At 51.8% G+C, this 17,235-nt stretch carries 19 protein-coding genes and 1 other annotated feature; of the genes, 7 read left to right on the top strand and 12 right to left on the bottom strand.

Features of this window, described 5'->3' with window-relative positions; all coding sequences use genetic code 11:
- Positions 1-2: 2 nt before the first annotated feature.
- From E2F51_RS21785 to gndA, 6 genes are all read left to right on the top strand, one after another.
- On the top strand, positions 3-821 hold the full coding sequence (locus E2F51_RS21785; protein ID WP_134824554.1) for an ABC transporter permease: 819 nt from the start codon (positions 3-5) through the stop codon (positions 819-821).
- Positions 818-1,543, top strand: coding sequence for an ABC transporter ATP-binding protein (locus E2F51_RS21780; RefSeq protein ID WP_134824553.1), 726 nt, complete (start codon positions 818-820; stop codon positions 1,541-1,543). The genes E2F51_RS21785 and E2F51_RS21780 overlap by 4 nt, the downstream gene beginning before the upstream one ends.
- Before the next feature lie 9 nt (positions 1,544-1,552).
- Positions 1,553-2,197: a hypothetical protein gene (locus E2F51_RS21775; RefSeq protein WP_134824552.1), complete on the top strand. Its 645-nt coding sequence runs from the start codon at positions 1,553-1,555 to the stop codon at positions 2,195-2,197.
- Positions 2,187-2,819, top strand: a complete 633-nt coding sequence (locus E2F51_RS21770; protein WP_134824551.1) for an HAD family phosphatase — start codon at positions 2,187-2,189, stop codon at positions 2,817-2,819. The genes E2F51_RS21775 and E2F51_RS21770 overlap by 11 nt, the downstream gene beginning before the upstream one ends.
- 6 nt (positions 2,820-2,825) lie before the next feature.
- Complete coding sequence (locus tag E2F51_RS21765; protein WP_134824550.1) at positions 2,826-3,890, top strand: nuclear transport factor 2 family protein; 1,065 nt, start codon at positions 2,826-2,828, stop codon at positions 3,888-3,890.
- Positions 3,891-4,041: 151 nt separating this feature from the next.
- Positions 4,042-5,448, top strand: a complete 1,407-nt coding sequence (gndA, locus tag E2F51_RS21760) for an NADP-dependent phosphogluconate dehydrogenase (protein WP_105760718.1) — start codon at positions 4,042-4,044, stop codon at positions 5,446-5,448.
- Positions 5,449-5,507: 59 nt separating this feature from the next.
- Here the strand turns inward: gndA and E2F51_RS21755 are convergent, their stop codons facing one another.
- The 11 genes from E2F51_RS21755 to hisL form a co-directional block, all read right to left on the bottom strand.
- A complete protein-coding gene (locus E2F51_RS21755; RefSeq protein WP_134824549.1) occupies positions 5,508-6,623 on the bottom strand; it encodes a succinylglutamate desuccinylase/aspartoacylase family protein in 1,116 nt (371 codons plus the stop codon).
- A gap of 55 nt (positions 6,624-6,678) precedes the next feature.
- Complete coding sequence (locus tag E2F51_RS21750) at positions 6,679-7,476, bottom strand: ABC transporter substrate-binding protein (protein WP_134824548.1); 798 nt, start codon at positions 7,474-7,476, stop codon at positions 6,679-6,681.
- Positions 7,477-7,595: 119 nt separating this feature from the next.
- Positions 7,596-8,207 carry a bifunctional phosphoribosyl-AMP cyclohydrolase/phosphoribosyl-ATP diphosphatase HisIE gene (hisIE, locus tag E2F51_RS21745; protein ID WP_013202932.1) on the bottom strand — a complete coding sequence of 204 codons (612 nt, stop codon included), beginning with the start codon at positions 8,205-8,207 and terminating at the stop codon, positions 7,596-7,598.
- Positions 8,201-8,977 (bottom strand): imidazole glycerol phosphate synthase subunit HisF, encoded by a 777-nt coding sequence (hisF, locus tag E2F51_RS21740; protein WP_041692061.1) that lies wholly within the window; start codon positions 8,975-8,977, stop codon positions 8,201-8,203. The genes hisIE and hisF overlap by 7 nt, the downstream gene beginning before the upstream one ends.
- Positions 8,959-9,696, bottom strand: coding sequence for a 1-(5-phosphoribosyl)-5-[(5-phosphoribosylamino)methylideneamino]imidazole-4-carboxamide isomerase (gene hisA / locus E2F51_RS21735; RefSeq protein ID WP_134824547.1), 738 nt, complete (start codon positions 9,694-9,696; stop codon positions 8,959-8,961). Before hisA ends, hisF begins: the two co-directional genes overlap by 19 nt.
- Before the next feature lie 5 nt (positions 9,697-9,701).
- On the bottom strand, positions 9,702-10,292 hold the full coding sequence (gene hisH / locus E2F51_RS21730) for an imidazole glycerol phosphate synthase subunit HisH (protein WP_013202929.1): 591 nt from the start codon (positions 10,290-10,292) through the stop codon (positions 9,702-9,704).
- Positions 10,292-11,359, bottom strand: a complete 1,068-nt coding sequence (gene hisB, locus E2F51_RS21725; protein WP_053142118.1) for a bifunctional histidinol-phosphatase/imidazoleglycerol-phosphate dehydratase HisB — start codon at positions 11,357-11,359, stop codon at positions 10,292-10,294. Before hisB ends, hisH begins: the two co-directional genes overlap by 1 nt.
- Entirely contained in the window at positions 11,356-12,447 is a 1,092-nt protein-coding gene (hisC, locus tag E2F51_RS21720; RefSeq protein ID WP_134824546.1) for a histidinol-phosphate transaminase, read from the bottom strand. Before hisC ends, hisB begins: the two co-directional genes overlap by 4 nt.
- Positions 12,444-13,751 (bottom strand): histidinol dehydrogenase, encoded by a 1,308-nt coding sequence (gene hisD / locus E2F51_RS21715; RefSeq protein WP_134824545.1) that lies wholly within the window; start codon positions 13,749-13,751, stop codon positions 12,444-12,446. The genes hisC and hisD overlap by 4 nt, the downstream gene beginning before the upstream one ends.
- 3 nt (positions 13,752-13,754) lie before the next feature.
- Positions 13,755-14,654 (bottom strand): ATP phosphoribosyltransferase, encoded by a 900-nt coding sequence (gene hisG, locus E2F51_RS21710; protein WP_013202925.1) that lies wholly within the window; start codon positions 14,652-14,654, stop codon positions 13,755-13,757.
- 78 nt (positions 14,655-14,732) lie between these two features.
- Positions 14,733-14,855 (bottom strand) — a sequence feature (His leader region).
- Positions 14,831-14,878 (bottom strand): his operon leader peptide, encoded by a 48-nt coding sequence (hisL, locus tag E2F51_RS21705; RefSeq protein WP_100396937.1) that lies wholly within the window; start codon positions 14,876-14,878, stop codon positions 14,831-14,833. It overlaps the preceding feature by 25 nt.
- 179 nt (positions 14,879-15,057) lie before the next feature.
- Between hisL and E2F51_RS21700 the strand changes: the two genes are divergently transcribed.
- Positions 15,058-15,885, top strand: coding sequence for an SDR family oxidoreductase (locus E2F51_RS21700; protein WP_134824544.1), 828 nt, complete (start codon positions 15,058-15,060; stop codon positions 15,883-15,885).
- 46 nt (positions 15,886-15,931) lie between these two features.
- On the opposite strand, the gene E2F51_RS21695 is transcribed toward E2F51_RS21700, so the two are convergent.
- Positions 15,932-17,209 carry an FAD-binding oxidoreductase gene (locus tag E2F51_RS21695; RefSeq protein WP_134824543.1) on the bottom strand — a complete coding sequence of 426 codons (1,278 nt, stop codon included), beginning with the start codon at positions 17,207-17,209 and terminating at the stop codon, positions 15,932-15,934.
- Between the last annotated feature and the right edge of the window lie 26 nt (positions 17,210-17,235).

Raw genomic sequence — 17,235 nt, 5'->3', positions numbered from 1 at the left:
AAATGAAGGGTTTTGTTTCAACTCCTCACAGTCAAACGACATTGAGAGAAGTATATGAATCCAGAGGGCTGATATTCGAATTCGTCCGCAGAGATTTTAATGTCAGGTACAAACAGACCAGTTTAGGTATTCTTTGGGCAATAATAAATCCTGGAGTAAATATCCTGCTGTATCTTTTTGTATTTGGCTTACTCGTTAAGGTCCCCACTCCCGAGTACAATGCTCCTTATGCTGCTGTATTGATTTCAGGTATTTTGTTCTGGAATTTATTTGCAGGTAGCATGATGGCATCCAGTGATGCAATTATAAATAATATGCATTTACTGACAAAGGTATATTTCCCAAGAATATCGCTTTGTATTGCAAGCGTCTTTGTTTCTCTAATTGATTTCTTTATTGCATTTGTTGTTTTCATTCCGCTTGCTATTTCATATGATGTTAACTTGGACTTTGCCCGGCTTATTTTCCTTGTTCCTTGTATTCTTATTACCTTGATGCTTGGGTGCGGCTTAGGGTGCTTTATGGCTATTTTGAAACTAAAATACCGGGACCTAAGGCACGTGATGCCTTTGCTGACTCAGGCTTTATTCTTTGCATCTCCAGTTGTATATACACTCACAATAGTGCCAGAGAAATTCCACATCTATTATGCACTCAATCCACTGACTGGTATTGTTTCGCTTTCACGATGGGCTCTTTTGGGTGGTGATGTAATCGAAGTAAACACTTTGATTTACAGTTTGCTGAGTGCTGTAGTATTGATGTTCCTGGGCATATTCTATTTCATTAAAAATGATCGTTTAGTTGCGGATTACGAATGATTGAATTTAACTCGGTTAGTAAATATTATACGACAACCTTACAACGTCAACGCAGTATCAGAGAGATATTTTCATTCAAAAAAAATATGTTTGATACAAGCAAGACTTTTTGTGCAGTTGATGATGTTTCATTTCGCATTGAAAAGGGACAATCAGTAGGGGTCCTTGGGCGCAATGGAGCGGGTAAGTCTACACTTCTTAAATTACTCACCCGGATAATTTCACCAACTTCAGGATCCATTTCCGTTGACGGAACGATATCATGTCTTCTGGAAGTAGGTGCTGGTTTTCACCATGACCTTACGGGGTATGAAAATATATTTCTGTGTGGTTCGATCCTGGGAATGAATCGCCGGGAAATCCAAACTAAAATTTCCCAAATCATTGAGTTCTCCGAAATAGGTGAGTTCATTGATGAACCAGTTAAATATTATTCGTCAGGTATGTATGTGCGCCTGGCATTTGCTATTGGTGTGCATCTCGACTCTGATATTTTGGTTATAGATGAAGCTCTGGCTGTGGGTGATGCAAGCTTTCAGCTAAAATGTCTCAATAAGATCAATGAAGTTAAGCGACAAGGGAAAACTATTTTCTTTGTTAGCCATAATATTGATCAAGTAAAAAACATTTGCGATCAAAGTATTGTAATGAATAAAGGGAACCTGATTTTTCAAGGAAATACCTTAGAGGCCGAAAGAGTCTACGATGGTCTTATAAAATAAAGAGGATTTATGATTATTATATCTCATCGTGGTTATTGGAAAACCGCAACAGAAAAGAATACGATTGAAGCATTCAGCCGATCCTTTTCACTAGGCTTCGGTACTGAAACTGATATCCGTGACTATCATGGTGAATTGGTTATCAGTCATGACATTGCAGATGAGTCTTGTATTACATTTGATAATTTTATAAATATCTATCTCAACGAATCAAAAGGCACCCTTCAACCTCTTGCACTTAATGTAAAATCTGATGGGTTGCAGTCAAAAATAAAAGATAAGTTGAGTCAGTTTTCTATCGAAAACTATTTCCTGTTTGATATGTCCATCCCAGATACATTGGGTTACCTAGACCAAGGTTTGAATACCTTTGTCCGTTATAGTGAGTATGAACCTCTTACTGCTTTACTTGAACGGTCACAGGGTGTCTGGTTGGACGGTTTCTCAAACAACCTCGTTAACGCAGATCTATTAGAGTTAGTGTTGGGGCAGGGTAAAAAAGTTTGTATTGTCTCACCTGAACTGCATAAGCGAGGTCACCTTGAGGTCTGGCAGCAATATAAAACATTACCCGAACGTTTAATTCAAAATAACAATCTAATTCTTTGTACCGACCTACCTGAAAATGCGTTGGAGTTTTTCAATGACAAGTAAAATTAAAGCGGTTATTTTTGATATGGATGGTGTGCTGATTGATGCAAAAGATTGGCATTATGAAGCGTTAAATAAAGCACTTAATCTGTTTGGCCTCGAAATTACCCGTCAGGAGCATCTAACATCATATGATGGCTTACCGACAAAAGATAAACTTTTGATGCTCAGCCGTGATAAAGGTTTATCGCTCTCTCTGCATGGTTTTATTAATGAAATGAAACAGCAGTATACAATGGAAATTGTATATAATCTCTGCAAGCCTATGTTCCATCATGAGTACGCTCTTTCATCGCTGCATAGCGAGGGTTATAAACTTGCTGTCGCTTCTAACTCAATTAAAAACTCAATTGACGTGATGATGGAAAAAGCGCACCTGGCCCAATATTTTGAATTCTATGTCTCTAATCAAGATGTCACTAAGGGCAAACCTGACCCTGAAATGTATAATAAAGCCATTGCTGACTTAGGTCTTAAGCCTGAGGAGTGTGTCATTGTTGAAGATAATGAGAATGGCATTAAAGCAGCCCGTGCTAGCGGAGCTCATGTTTTAGAAGTTGAAACTGTTTATGATGTTAACTATAGCAACATTAAAAGTTTCATTTTAAGCATTGAAGAGGCGTGATTTATTATGATTAACATTGTGATTCCGATGAGCGGCCAGAGTCTTTATCAGACATCAACTGACTTTATCTATCCTAAGATCCTTACTGAAGTTTCTAATCGCACGCTTCTTGAGTATTCGCAGGAAATCTTTACCAGCCTTAAAGAACCTCACCAGACCATCTATGTTGTGCCTACAGAAAAATTGAATACGTTGGGATTGGGCACAATCATTAACACCATTACTGACGGTAAAGGGAATATCGTTCCTTTACAAGGTACCACTAAGGGGGCTGTATGTAGCGCTCTTATGGCTATCGATAAACTCGACTTGGACGCAGAGTTGATTATTGCTTCAGCTGATCATTATATTAATGATGATTTGCAGAGCATTATCAATGATTTCCGTGCGCAGCAATCTGATGCTGCGGTGCTCACGTTTGAATCTGTCCACCCAAAATGGTCATTTGTTAAGTTAAATGACGAAGGGAATGTTGTTGAAGCGGCTGAAAAAATCGCTATCAGTCGCCATGCTGTAGCTGGACTGTATTATTTCCGTAAAGCCAGCGATTTTGTAGAATCAGCCAAAAATCTCATCAGGAAAGACAACTCCATTCAGGGTAATTTCTATCTCTCCTCTTGCCTGAATGAGTTGATCCTTAAGGGTAAGAAAATTACCTGCCGTCCACTTTCAGACTCTATCTATCATAATTTTTATGATGCGCATGCTGTTAAATCGTTTGAACTGACTCACAGTAAAGCTGTTGGATCCATCCGAAAACTTACTGAGCAATACATTGACGCATTTAATCGGAAATCATTACATGATGTTATGGATATGTTTGATCGTGATGCATCATTAATTGATCCACAAAATCACCTTATTGGTAATGAAAAAATCCGTGACATGCTTGTCAATCTTTTCTCTGACCATAAAGAATTCTCTTTTATTGCCAAATCGATTCTGACCGATGGTTCAAAATCCATCATTGAGTTTGAGCTAAAATTGAACGATAAATTGCTTCAGGGGGCCGATATCATCGAGTGGAACCATAAAGGTAAAATCGTCAAGCTCAATGCATATCTCTACTGATGTTGTAAGGCCGAAATGATTGATTACATATGGATAAATCAATCGCACCAATCACTACCTCCCATCAGCTATCCTGAGTTAACATGTTTGCCACATTAACGCGCGGCGCCTCTGACAGGCGTCGTGAGTGACCTTCAGACAGGAGTATGTAATGTCCAAGCAACAGATCGGCGTTGTAGGTATGGCAGTAATGGGCCGCAACCTGGCTCTCAACATCGAGAGCCGCGGTTATACCGTGTCCATCTTTAACCGTTCACGCGAGAAGACAGAAGAAGTCATCGCAGAGAACGAAGGCAAAAAACTGGCGCCTTACTACACCATCGAAGAGTTTGTTGATTCCCTTGAGAAGCCACGTCGTATCCTGCTGATGGTTCAGGCAGGCGAAGCGACTGACAAGACTATCGCCTCTCTGACTCCGCACCTTGATAAGGGCGATATCCTGATCGACGGTGGTAACACCTTCTATAAAGACACCATTCGCCGTAACCGCGAACTGTCTGACCAGGGCTTCAACTTCATCGGTACCGGTGTTTCCGGTGGTGAAGAGGGCGCACTGAAGGGCCCATCCATCATGCCTGGCGGCCAGAAAGAAGCTTACGAGCTGGTTGCCCCAATCCTGAATGAGATTGCTGCGCGTGCAGAAGGCGAAGCTTGTGTAGCCTACATGGGTCCGGATGGCGCGGGTCACTATGTCAAAATGGTGCACAACGGTATCGAGTACGGCGACATGCAGCTGATTGCAGAAGCTTACTCCCTGCTGAAAAATGCCCTGAACCTGAGCAATGATGACCTGGCTAAAACCTTCAGCGAGTGGAATGAAGGCGAGCTGAGCAGCTACCTGATCGACATCACCAAAGACATCTTCACCAAAAAAGATGAAGACGGTAAATACCTGGTTGATGTGATTCTGGATGAAGCAGCGAACAAAGGTACCGGTAAGTGGACCAGCCAGAGCTCTCTGGACCTGGGCGAGCCACTGTCACTGATCACCGAGTCGGTGTTTGCGCGTTACCTGTCCTCGCTGAAAACGCAGCGTGTTGCAGCGTCCAAAGTACTGAGCGGTCCAACCGTGCAGACTATCTCTGGTGATAAAGCCGAGTTCGTTGAGAAAGTTCGCCGCGCTCTGTACCTGGGTAAAATCGTTTCTTACGCTCAGGGCTTCTCTCAGCTGAAAGCCGCTTCTGACGAAAACAAATGGGATCTGCATTACGGCGAGATTGCTAAAATCTTCCGCGCTGGTTGCATCATCCGTGCTCAGTTCCTGCAGAAGATTACCGATGCTTACGCAGACGATGCCAACATTGCTAACCTGCTGCTGGCGCCGTACTTCAAAAACATCGCTGATGAATACCAGCAGGCGCTGCGCGATGTTGTGGCGTACGCTGTACAGAACGGTATCCCGACACCAACCTTCTCAGCTGCTATCGCTTACTACGACAGCTACCGTTCAGCGGTACTGCCAGCGAACCTGATTCAGGCGCAGCGTGACTACTTCGGCGCACACACCTACAAGCGTACCGATAAAGAAGGTGTGTTCCACACCGAGTGGATGGAATAACATCCTCCGCTATTAAAAAAGGCTTCCTTCGGGAAGCCTTTTTTTTGTTTCATGCACACTCACGGAACCAGCAAATCCCCGTCACGAATCGCGTCTTTCCCGGCAAGCCTCGTCACCAACATTCCCGCCGTTGCAAACCTTACCCAGTGCCTCGCATACAGCAATCCACCGTGTTCAGCCACCAATGGCGTCAGCCTGTCGGTTAACGGGTCCAGAATGTCGGCGACGACTTCTCCAGCTTCAATCCACTCACCAATCTCGCGGCGATGCAGGATCACCCCTGAATGCGGCGTGGTGATGTATTCACAGCCCGCCAGCGGTACGGCCTCATTATGCAATTCTGGTAGGGGAGGCGCTTCACCAATGATGTAACCCGCGTGAATCAAAGCATTGATAATGGCGTCGGCATCTGTTTCTGCCTGCGCATGGCTGACATCTCTTACGCCACGCAACTCAAGCGTCACCGGCAGCAGCGGCTGCGGCATTGGGAAGCTGTCGCCAAATTTACGCTGCAAATACATCCAGGGTTCACAGCAGGCTTCATCAAACGGTTCACCGCCGGAGATGTCGGCAATAAGCTGCACATCGCTGCCAATGTATCGCGCCAGCGGCTCAATCGCCTGCCACGCGTGCGGCATTGTGTAGAGATGCGTGACCGCTTCCCAGTCGCAGTGAATATCAATCATCAGATCGGCCTGACAGGCCATTCTCATCAACGTATGGCGTTGCGACGTCAGCTCTGTCACCACCGTTGCGCCGTCAAAGTAGTCGTTAATCGCTGCGCGAATCAGTTCACGATTAGACTCAGCATCCTGGGTCAATTTGCCAGCCAGCCGTTCCGCCAGCGCCGGGCCCAACGCGGGGAACTGCCGATTGAAATCCTGCCCGGAGGCGGTTTCGAATCGCCCTAAATGCGTACCGTGCCAGTGCTGACCCAACGCAATCGGGTTGGCAACCGGAACCAGGGTGATAGCGGCGGCCAGGCGTCCTTCAGACTCTAAGGCCTTCAGCTTTTGCTTCAAATACCAGGCAACGGCTACGCCAGGCAGTTCATCGCCGTGTAACCCGGCCTGAATATAGACCTGACGAGGGGAAGGTTCGCCAACGTGGTAGCTGATGATTTCGCGTTGCGTTCCCAGCGAGGCGCTGAGCAGGGGATGATGGCGTTTTTGCATGGTCAGATCACTTGAAAGGGGGAAGAGTGTCGCGCCCGCAGACGCGACTCAGACACTATTTTTGAATGGAGATGTCGGTCGCGAAGTACTGCTTCTGAATCTTATCAAAGGTGCCGTTTTTCTTGATTTCCGCGAAAGCGTTGTCCAGCGCGGTTTTCAGTTCTGTATCGCCTTTACGCAGGCCAATCGCAGTGCCCGGGCCGATAATCGGATCCTGCACAATCGGGCCAGCCAGTTCGAAATCTTTGCCCTGAGGATGCTTCAGGAAGCCGATAGCCGCCTGTGCCGCATCGGTAAACACCGCATCCAGACGGCCGGAAACCAGATCGCTCTCAACCTGAGCCTGATCGCCATAAGGAACGACGTTCACACCTGCCGGCTGCCATTTTGCCAGCGCATAGCGTTCCTGCACGGTACCCTGTTCAACGCCGACGGTTTTGCCTTTCAGCGATTCCGGGGTTGGCAGCAGACCGGAGCCTTTGCGGGCAATTAGCTGGGTTTTGGTGTCATACATCGGCTCGGTAAAGTCGATCTGCTTGAGGCGTTCTTCGGTAACGCCCATGTCCGACAGAATGGCATCGAATTTACGCGCTTTCAGGGCCGGGATCATGCCGTCGAACTGGCTTTCCACCCATACGCATTTCGCCTGCATCTGGGTACAGAGCGCGTTACCCAAATCGATATCAAAACCGACCAGTTTGCCCTGCGGGGTTTTAGACTCAAAAGGAGGATAGGTTGGGTCCACCGCGAAGCGAACCTGATCGATTTTGGCCTGAGCGCCAAAAGCGCAGCCTGCCATCAACGAGGCAATCGCTGCCTTACGCAGCACAGAAGACATCAAAGTTTTAGCCATTATTTATTACATCTCAATAACTTTACACAAGCAGTCAGAGTAACTGCTGATGCCGGTGGTGTGAATTTTTAATTGTAAAAAAAAGGCCGGTTTCCCGGCCTTGGCAACCGTGCTGAGAACTACTTGTGACGTTCACGCAGGTTGTTGATGATGGTGCTCAGATTCAAATCCTGGTCCTGCAGAAGGACCAGCAGGTGATAGATCAAATCGGAGGCTTCGTTAGTCAGTTCATGGCGATCGTTAACGGTCGCCGCCAGTGCGGTTTCCACGCCTTCTTCACCCACTTTTTGCGCGATACGCTTGGTGCCGCTGGCGTACAGGCTGGCGGTATAAGAGCTTTTCGGATCCGCGTGCTTACGTTCTGCCAGCAGCTGCTCTAACTGGTAGAGGAACGTCCAGTCAGGGGCGGCCGGAGAGAAGCAGCTCGAGGTACCCAGATGGCAGGTGGGGCCAATCGGGTTCGCCAGGATCAGCAAGGTGTCGTTATCACAATCCGGTGTGATGCTGACCACGTTGAGGAAGTTTTCAGAGGTCTCGCCTTTGGTCCACAGACGCTGTTTGGTGCGCGACCACAGGGTCACTTTGCCAATTTCCAGCGTCTTAGCCAGCGCTTCCTGATTCATGTAGCCATGCATCAGCACTTCACCCGACACCGCGTGTTGGACGATGGCCGGCATCATGCCGTCAGTTTTTACCCAATCTAGCTGGGCCAGCTGTTGTTCTGTTAACACGCGCGGATCTCCACACCTTTTTCAATCAGGAACGCTTTTAGTTCCCCGATATTAATAATCTGCTTATGGAAGACGGAAGCGGCCAGCGCACCGTCGACATCGGCATCGCGGAAGGCTTCGTGGAAGTGTTCCATGGTGCCCGCGCCGCCAGAGGCGATCAGCGGCACCTTGCAAACCTCACGCATCTTCTGCAGTTGGATCAGGTCGTAGCCGTTGCGCACGCCGTCCTGATTCATCATATTCAGCACGATTTCGCCCGCGCCACGCTTCTGCACTTCCTGCACCCAGTCCAGCGTTTCCCAGGTGGTAACCTTGGTACGGCTTTCATCACCGGTATATTGATTCACGTGATACTTGCCGGTTTCGCTGTCGTACCAGGTATCAATGCCGACCACAATGCACTGCACGCCAAACCGGTCGGCAAGGCGGGTGATCAGCTCGGGATCGGCCAGCGCCGGCGAGTTGATTGAAATCTTATCAGCACCAAATGACAGGATCTGGGCGGCATCTTCCGCCGACTTGATCCCGCCCGCGACGCAGAAGGGGATATCGATCACTTCAGCCACGCGGGAAACCCAGCTTTTATCGACGACGCGGCCATCTGACGAAGCGGTGATGTCGTAAAACACCAGTTCATCCGCGCCTTCCTGGGCATAACGCTGGGCCAGTGGCACGATGTCGCCAATAATTTCGTGATTACGGAACTGAACGCCTTTCACTACCTGACCGTCGCGGACGTCCAGACAGGGTATTATCCTTTTTGCCAGCATAAGATTGCCTCCGCAACGGTGAATTTACCTTCCAACAGGGCGCGACCGACGATCACGCCTTTCGCACCGCAACCGTTCAGCGCCGCAACGTCATCCAGCGAACCAATGCCACCCGAGGACTGGAAGGCGATGTTTGGGAAGCGGGCGGACACTTCGCGATACAGCTCAACATTGGAACCGCTGAGCGTGCCATCGCGGGAGATATCGGTGCACAGCACATGCTTCAGGCCGACCGGCAGGAACTGCTCAATCACTTCTTCCAGCGTCACGCCGGCGGCTTCCTGCCAGCCGCTGATCGCCACTTCCTTGCGGTTGTTGGCATCAATACGCACATCCAGTGCCAGCACAATGGCATCCGGGCCGTACTGCTTAAACCAGCTTTTCACTTCTTCAGGATCTTTTACCGCCGTTGATCCGACCACCACGCGGGTGGCACCGGCGTTCAGCAGCGCTTCCACATCGTCACGGGTGCGGATACCGCCACCCACCTGCACCGGCACATTAACGCCTGCGAGCAACGTGGTCAGCAGCGGGATCTGGCGCGCAGCCGGATCTTTGGCACCGGTTAAATCCACCAGGTGCAGCACTTCCGCACCCTGAGCTTCATAATCCTGTAAACGTGGCAGCGGATCGCTGCCGTAATCACGCTGCTGGCCATAGTCGCCCTGATGCAGACGGACCACTTTGCCTTCTATTAAATCTAACGCGGGGATAATCATGCCCGTTACATCTCCAGGAAGTTTTTCAGCAGCTGCGCGCCAGCGGCACCGGAACGCTCCGGGTGGAACTGCACGCCGAAGAAGTTATCTTTCTGCACCGCAGCGGTAAAGGCTTCACCGTAGCTGCATTGGGCGATGGTGTACTCGTTCACCGGCATGGCATAGCTGTGCACGAAGTAGAAGTAGGATCCATCAGGAATGCCGCGGAACAGGTGATTACCCGCCTGTGAGGTGATCTGGTTCCAGCCCATATGTGGCAGCGGCAGACCCAGGTCGACCATCTTCAATACCGGTTGCTCGATGATGCCGAGGGTTTTCACGCCGCCGCTTTCATCGCTTTCAGAACCCAATAGCTGCATGCCAAGACAGATGCCCAACACCGGTTGAGTACAGGCTTTGATCAGCTGAATAAGCTCACGCTCGCGCAGCTGATCCATCGCCGCCTGCGCGGTACCCACGCCTGGCAGCAGCAGTTTATCTGCCTGTAACACCGTATCCGCGTCGCGGCTCACGATCGGATCGTAGCCCAGACGTTGCACGGCCCACTTTACCGATGAGAGGTTGGCGCAGCCTGTATCCAGGATCACCACGTTCATTACAGCACTCCTTTCGAGCTGGGCAGCGTGTTGCCCTCAACGCGAATGGCCTGACGCAGCGTACGGCCAAAGGCTTTGAACAGGCTTTCAACGCGGTGATGGTCGTTTTTGCCCTTGGTTTTCAGGTGCAGGGTGCTCGCCATGGTGTAAGAGAGCGAGCTGAAGAAGTGTTCAACCATCTCGGTGCTCAGGTCGCCTACGCGCTGATAGCTGAACTCCGCTTTATATTCGAGGTGCGGGCGGCCGGAGATATCCAGCGCGCAGCGTGCCAGGCATTCGTCCATTGGCAGCACAAAGCCAAAGCGGCCGATGCCACGTTTGTCACCCAGCGCTTTCAGCAAGGCTTCGCCCAGCGCCAGGCCGGTGTCTTCCACGGTGTGGTGATCGTCGATATACAGGTCACCCTTCACATCGATGTTCATACGGAAACCGCCGTGGGTGGCAATCTGATCGAGCATATGGTCAAAGAAGCCGACGCCGGTGTTGAACTTGCTGTTGCCTTCTCGATCCAGCCAGACTTCAACGCTGATCTGCGTTTCTTTGGTATTACGCTTCACCAGCGCATGACGATCGCGTTTGGTCAACTGCTGCTCAATCGCTAACCAGTTAAGGTCGTTGCGCGAGTAGAGTAGGCCGGTAATGCCCATATTGCTGGCCAGCTGCACGTCCGTCGCGCGGTCACCAATCACATAGCTGTTGGCGGTATCCAGCACGCCAGCGGCCAGCCAGGTTTCAACCATTTTGGTTTTCGGCTTGCGGCAGTCGCAGTTGTCAGCAGGCAGATGCGGGCAAATCAGCACATCATCAAACTGCACGCCCTGTGAGGAAAGGATTTGCATCATCAGGTTGTGCGGGCCATCGAAATCAGCCTGCGGGAAGCTGTCGGTGCCCAGGCCATCCTGATTGGTGATCATCACCAGTTTGAAGCCGGCTTTCTGCAGTGACAGTAGCACCGGGATCACGTCTGGCTCAAAGGCCAGCTTGTCCATGCGATCCACCTGGAAGTCGGTCGGCGGCTCGGAGATGATCGTGCCGTCACGATCGATAAAAAGGACTTTCTGGCTCATGCTTGCTCCCTGGTATCGGACGCGCCGGGTAAGGTTTTCAACGCCGAAATGGCGCGGTTACACTCTTCACGGGTGCCGACGGAGATGCGCAGGCATCCCGACAGCCCCGGCTGTTTGTTCTGGTCACGCAGAATAATGCCTTGATCCCACAGCGTTTTAAAGACCTGGCTGGAGGCAGTAAAGCGCGCCAGAACGTAGTTTGTCTCGCTTGGGAACACCTGCTCCACGCAGTCACATTGCTGCAAGGCGGCAATCAGCTGTTCACGGGTGGCAACCAACTCGCTGACGTGGGATTTCATTATTGCAATGCCATGGTCGCTCAGTGCCTGGGCTGCAATGTCGGCGACCGGCGTGGAGAGAGGATAGGGTGCGATAACCTTCATCAACAGGGCAATCACCTCAGCATTCGCCAGGGTGAAGCCACAGCGCAATCCTGCCAGCGCAAAGGCTTTCGACAGCGTCCGCAGGATCACCAGATGGGGATAGGCTTGCAGCCAGCCGGTCAACGACGCCTGCGGGCAGAATTCGATGTAAGCTTCATCCGCGACCACCAGTGCTTTGCCACGCGTCATTTCCAGTAGCTGACGAATATCGTCAGGATTAACCAGATTACCGGTCGGGTTGTTCGGGCTGCAAATGTAGACCAGCTTCACGCCATCCAGCTGCTCAGCAATGGCTGGCAGGTTCAGTTGCCAACCCTCACCGGCTTCCACGGTGCGATATTCCACGCCGATGGTTTCAGCGCTGACGCTGTACATGCCGTAAGTCGGTGGGCAGAACAGCACCGCATCTTTACCCGGTTCACAGAAGGCGCGAATCAGCAGTTCGATGCCCTCATCGGCACCCCGGCTAACCAGAACCTGCTCTTTGGTCAGACCGGCGTAAGCGGCATAACGCTCAATCACCAGCGCAGGCTGACATTCCGGATAACGGTTCAGGGTTTGCTGCGACAGCTCAAAGGGCACGGCCAGCGGATATTCATTGGCGTTCAGCCAGACATCACCGTTGCCACCCAGACGGCGGGCAGACTGATAAGGCGTGAGGGCGCGGACGTTAGCCCTCGCCAACTCTTCAATCTTAGTGCTCATGGCTTCTCCTTAAGCGCGGCAACGCGCAGGGTGACGGCATTTTTGTGTGCGGTGAGCTGTTCGGCGGCTGCCAGAATCTCGATGGTCGGTGCGAGGTTCAAAAAGCCTTGCGGCGTCAGCTCCTGCACGGTCATACGCTTCTGGAAATCCGCCAGACCGAGGCTGGAGCAGGTTGCGGTATAACCGTAGGTCGGCAGCACGTGGTTGGTGCCGGACGCATAGTCGCCGGCAGATTCCGGTGACCAGTCACCCAGGAAAACCGACCCAGCGCTGGTGATGCTGTCTACCCAATCACGCGCCTGACGCGTCTGGATAATCAGGTGCTCCGGCCCATAGCGGTTGCTGATTTCAATGCACTGCTGCAGATCCCTGGTGACAATCAGACGGCTGCTTTCCAGCGCCTTCCGTGCGGTTTCTGCGCGTGGCAATTCGGCCAGCTGAGTTTCTATCGCTACAGCCACGTCTTGCGCCATCTGTAATGACGGCGTCAGTAAAATAACCTGAGAGTCCGGACCGTGTTCAGCCTGGGAAAGCAGGTCGGAAGCGACAAACGCCGGCGTCGCTTCCGCATCGGCAATGACCAGCACTTCAGAAGGTCCGGCGGGCATATCAATCGCGGCCCCATCCAGGCGCTGGCTGACCTGACGCTTCGCCTCGGTCACATACGCGTTACCCGGTCCAAAAATCTTGTCGACTTTCGGCACCGATTCCGTGCCCAGCGCCAGCGCGGCAATTGCCTGTGCGCCGCCAACCTGGAACACTTCCTTCACGCCACAGAGTTTGGCGGCATAGAGGATTTCGTCGGCAATCGGCGGCGGCGAACACAGCACCACACGCTGGCAACCGGCGATGCGGGCCGGGGTGGCCAGCATCAATACGGTCGAGAACAGCGGGGCGGTGCCGCCCGGAATATACAGACCCACCGAGGCCACCGGACGAGTGATCTGCTGGCAGCGTACGCCTGGCTGCGTTTCGATATCAACCGGTGGCAAGGTTTGCGCCACGTGGAAGGTTTCAATGTTGCCTACGGCCGTAGCCATCGCCTGCTTTATGTCATCACCCAGACGGGCGGCGGCCGCGTCAATTTCCTCTGCGGTGACACGTAATGCGTCAACCTGGGTCTTATCGAAAGCCGCGCTGTAAAAACGCAGTGCCGCGTCGCCTTCCGCTTTGACCTTATCCAGGATGCCGCGCACGGTAAGGCTGATATTCTCTGATGCTGAAATCGCCGGGCGAGTCAGAAGCGCGTGTTGCTGCGCGTCATCACAAGTCTGCCAGTCGATGGGGGTCGCGAAGTTTGCCATCGGTTACTCCATCATCTTCTCAATTGGCAATACCAGAATGGAGCTGGCGCCCAGCGCTTTCAGCTTTTCCATCGTTTCCCAGAACAGGGTTTCGCTGCTGACCATATGCATCGCGACGCGGCTCTTATCGCCCGCCAGTGGCAGCACGGTAGGGCGCTCGGCACCCGGCAGCAGGGAGATAATGTCTTCCAGCTTTTCGCTTGGCGCGTGCAGCATGATGTATTTGGATTCGCGGGCCTGAATAACACCCTGGATACGGGTCATCAGTTTGTCGATCAGTTCCTGCTTGGCGCCTGGCATTTCGCCGTCACGCTGGATCAGACAGGCTTTAGAGCGGTAAATCACTTCAACTTCACGCAGGCCGTTGGCTTCCAGCGTGGCGCCGGTAGACACCAGGTCACAAATGGCATCCGCCAGACCGGCACGAGGGGCCACTTCGACTGAACCATTCAGCAGGCAGGATTTGAAAGCCACGCCCTGTTTGTCCAGATATTGCTTCAGCAGGTGCGGATAAGAGGTGGCGATACGGGAGTTTTGTAAACACTGCGGACCGGTATATTCATCATCAACGGACATCGCCAGTGACAGACGGCAACCGCCGAAATCCAGACGACGCAGGGTGAAATAACGCGGGTCTTCGCCCTGAGCACGACGGTTCAGCAGCTCTTCTTCCAGCACGTTCTCGCCTATGATACCAAGGTCAACTACGCCATCCATGACCAGGCCCGGAATATCGTCATCACGGACACGCAGAATATCGATCGGCATGTTTTCGGCGAAGGCAATCAGACGCTGCTGCTGCAGATTGATTTTGATGCCGCAGCGGGAGAGCAATTCGCGTGAATCATCGCTTAAACGGCCTGATTTCTGCATAGCTATGCGTAAACGGGTGTTATCTAACATCGGTACCTTTCCTTATTTCCTGTCTGCTTCGACCTGAGATTATTGGCAGTTCGTCCATCCTGGCCAGGGCATGGCCCAAAAAAAAAGCCCCCGGAAGGTGATCTTCCGGGGGCTTCTCTTGCGTTCTGCACCACTGGAAGATCCTACTCGTCTTCCAGCACACATCGCCTGAAAGACTAGTCAGGGTGATGGTGATGATGGTGGTTGAACTGAACGCGTGTCATAAAATTCTCTTGGATGAATGGATATTCATTTCGTGACAAATAACCTAACGCAGGAGATAGCGAGGCGCAACCCTTTTTTGTCAATGATGAAAGATTCTCTCATCATCTGTGCATTGTCACTGACACTCGGCTGGCGTAGGTTTAGGGTATTGAGCAGGCCTCACTACAGGAGTCAGAGGATGAAAAAAGTTGCCATTATTGGTCTGGGTTGGTTGGGGATGCCGTTGGGGCTGTCGCTCACCGCTCACGGCTGGCAGGTTACCGGCAGTAAAATCACGCTGGATGGGGTTGAAGCGGCGCGGATGTGCGGCATTGAAAGCTATTTGCTGGAGCTGACGCCGGAACTTATCTGCGATCCCGATGATTTAGACGCGCTGCTAAGCGTGGATGCGCTGGTGATCACCTTGCCAGCCAGTCGCACAGCCGAAGGCGGCGAAAACTATCTGTTAGCGGTGCAGCAGATTGTCGATAGCGCGCTGGCCCGAGCGATTCCGCGAATTATTTTCACCAGCTCAACCTCTGTCTATGGCAGCGGTTCAGGGGTGATGAAAGAGAGTTCGCCGCTTGAGCCACAGACGGTGGCCGGTAAAACATTGAAGGAGTTGGAGGACTGGCTGCACCATCTACCGAACACCTCGGTCGATATCCTGCGTTTGTCCGGGCTGGTGGGGCCGGAACGTCATCCGGGCCGCTTCCTGGCAGGGAAAACCGATCTGACCGATGGCAGCCATGGCGTCAATCTGGTGCATCTTGAAGATGTGGTTGCAGCGATTTCTTTACTGCTGAAAACGCCGAAGGGCGGCCACATCTATAACCTGAGCGCGGCGAAACATCCTGCCCGTAACGTGTTCTATCCCGCCGTCGCAAGGCAGCTTGGCTTGACGCCACCGACGTTCCGCCAGCAAGAAGGCGGAGACGCCGGGAAGTTGATCGACGGCAGTAAAATCTGCAGCGAGTTAGGGTTTGAATATAGCTATCCGGATCCGGCGAAGATGCCGCTGAAGTAGAAAGTATCCAACCTCACCTATAAAAGGAGAGAAAATTCTCTCCTTTTTAAACCCCCAACCGATCCCTCAGCGAGTACCAGGCCGCGCCAATCGCCGTTAGCGGCACGCGGAAGCGATGGCCGCCGGGGAAGGGCAGATGGGGGAGTTTGGCAAAGGCATCAAAGCGCTGTGGCTGGCCACTCAGCGCTTCACTTACCAGTTTCCCAGCCAGATGCGTAAAGGTCACCCCATGTCCGCTGTCGCCCTGAATATAGAACACGCCGTTATCCAGACGACCGACCTGCGGCATGCGGGAAAGTGTCAGCAGGAAATTTCCGCTCCAGCGGTAATCAAACGTAATCCCCGCCAGTTGTGGAAAGGTCTTCAGTAACTTAGGCCGAATTAACGCATCAATATCTTCCGGTTCGCGCGCGCCGTAAACCACGCCGCCACCGTATAACAAACGGTTATCGGCAGTGAGTCGGTAGTAATCCAGCAGATAGTTACAGTCTTCCACGCAGCGATTGTTGGGCAATAGCGCCAGCGCCTTGTCAGCGGAAAGGGGTTCGGTGGCCACAATCTGGGAACCGCAGGGAATGCTCAAACGCGTTAATCGGGGCTCAAGATGCGGAGCCAGGTAGGCATTTCCGGCAAAAATCACGAATTTTGCAGTGACATAGCCTTTAGCGGTTTTGACCTGATGGGGATTGCCGTAGTCCACCGAGATCACTTCGGACTCTTCATAAATGCGTCCGCCGTGATTCCGAATAGCTTCAGCTTCACCCAGTGCCAGATTCAGCGGATGAATATGGCCGCCGTTGTTATCCAGCAGACCACCGACGTAGCGCTCGCTGGCAATTTCACGGCGGATACCGGTTTCATCCAGCATCTGTAATGCATTATTACCGTACTGTTTCCAACGTTTCTGCTGATCCTGCAGATGGTGCAGCTGACGTTTATTCAACGCAGCGAATATTCCGCCCTGGCGATAGTCGCAGGCAATATCATAACGCTTGATGCGATCGCGGATCACGCTGGCGCCTTCAAACATCATGCTGCCCAGCAAGCGGGCACTCTCTTTGCCGTAACGTTTTTCAATGACGTCAACATCGCGGCTGTAAGAGTTCACTACCTGGCCGCCATTGCGCCCGCTGGCGCCAAATCCAACTTTAGCCGCTTCCAGCACCACCACGTCATAACCGGCCTCGGTGAGGAACAGGGCGGAAGACAGCCCGGTAAAGCCGCCGCCAATCACACAAACATCACACTGAATACTGTTTTCAAGCTGTGGCCAGGGAGCGTGAGGATTGGCCGTTGCGGCATAGTAACTCTTCACATGGTCCATAACTCCCTCCTTTTCTGATCAAGTTC

It is taken from the genome of Erwinia sp. QL-Z3 (assembly GCF_004551645.1).
In the GTDB taxonomy this organism is placed as follows: Bacteria; Pseudomonadota; Gammaproteobacteria; order Enterobacterales; family Enterobacteriaceae; genus Erwinia; species Erwinia billingiae.
This window is presented reverse-complemented; position numbering and strand designations above follow the sequence as displayed.

Bases quoted from the DNA above. Each gene is read 5' to 3' on its own strand.
- E2F51_RS21785 (WP_134824554.1), top strand. From the start codon at position 3: ATGAAGGGTTTTGTTTCAACTCCTCACAGTCAAACGACATTGAGAGAA.
- E2F51_RS21780 (WP_134824553.1), top strand. From the start codon at position 818: ATGATTGAATTTAACTCGGTTAGTAAATATTATACGACAACCTTACAA.
- E2F51_RS21775 (WP_134824552.1), top strand. From the start codon at position 1,553: ATGATTATTATATCTCATCGTGGTTATTGGAAAACCGCAACAGAAAAG.
- E2F51_RS21770 (WP_134824551.1), top strand. From the start codon at position 2,187: ATGACAAGTAAAATTAAAGCGGTTATTTTTGATATGGATGGTGTGCTG.
- E2F51_RS21765 (WP_134824550.1), top strand. From the start codon at position 2,826: ATGATTAACATTGTGATTCCGATGAGCGGCCAGAGTCTTTATCAGACA.
- gndA (WP_105760718.1), top strand. From the start codon at position 4,042: ATGTCCAAGCAACAGATCGGCGTTGTAGGTATGGCAGTAATGGGCCGC.
- E2F51_RS21755 (WP_134824549.1), bottom strand. From the start codon at position 6,623: ATGCAAAAACGCCATCATCCCCTGCTCAGCGCCTCGCTGGGAACGCAA.
- E2F51_RS21750 (WP_134824548.1), bottom strand. From the start codon at position 7,476: ATGGCTAAAACTTTGATGTCTTCTGTGCTGCGTAAGGCAGCGATTGCC.
- hisF (WP_041692061.1), bottom strand. From the start codon at position 8,977: ATGCTGGCAAAAAGGATAATACCCTGTCTGGACGTCCGCGACGGTCAG.
- hisA (WP_134824547.1), bottom strand. From the start codon at position 9,696: ATGATTATCCCCGCGTTAGATTTAATAGAAGGCAAAGTGGTCCGTCTG.
- hisH (WP_013202929.1), bottom strand. From the start codon at position 10,292: ATGAACGTGGTGATCCTGGATACAGGCTGCGCCAACCTCTCATCGGTA.
- hisB (WP_053142118.1), bottom strand. From the start codon at position 11,359: ATGAGCCAGAAAGTCCTTTTTATCGATCGTGACGGCACGATCATCTCC.
- hisC (WP_134824546.1), bottom strand. From the start codon at position 12,447: ATGAGCACTAAGATTGAAGAGTTGGCGAGGGCTAACGTCCGCGCCCTC.
- hisD (WP_134824545.1), bottom strand. From the start codon at position 13,751: ATGGCAAACTTCGCGACCCCCATCGACTGGCAGACTTGTGATGACGCG.
- hisG (WP_013202925.1), bottom strand. From the start codon at position 14,654: ATGTTAGATAACACCCGTTTACGCATAGCTATGCAGAAATCAGGCCGT.
- E2F51_RS21700 (WP_134824544.1), top strand. From the start codon at position 15,058: ATGAAAAAAGTTGCCATTATTGGTCTGGGTTGGTTGGGGATGCCGTTG.
- E2F51_RS21695 (WP_134824543.1), bottom strand. From the start codon at position 17,209: ATGGACCATGTGAAGAGTTACTATGCCGCAACGGCCAATCCTCACGCT.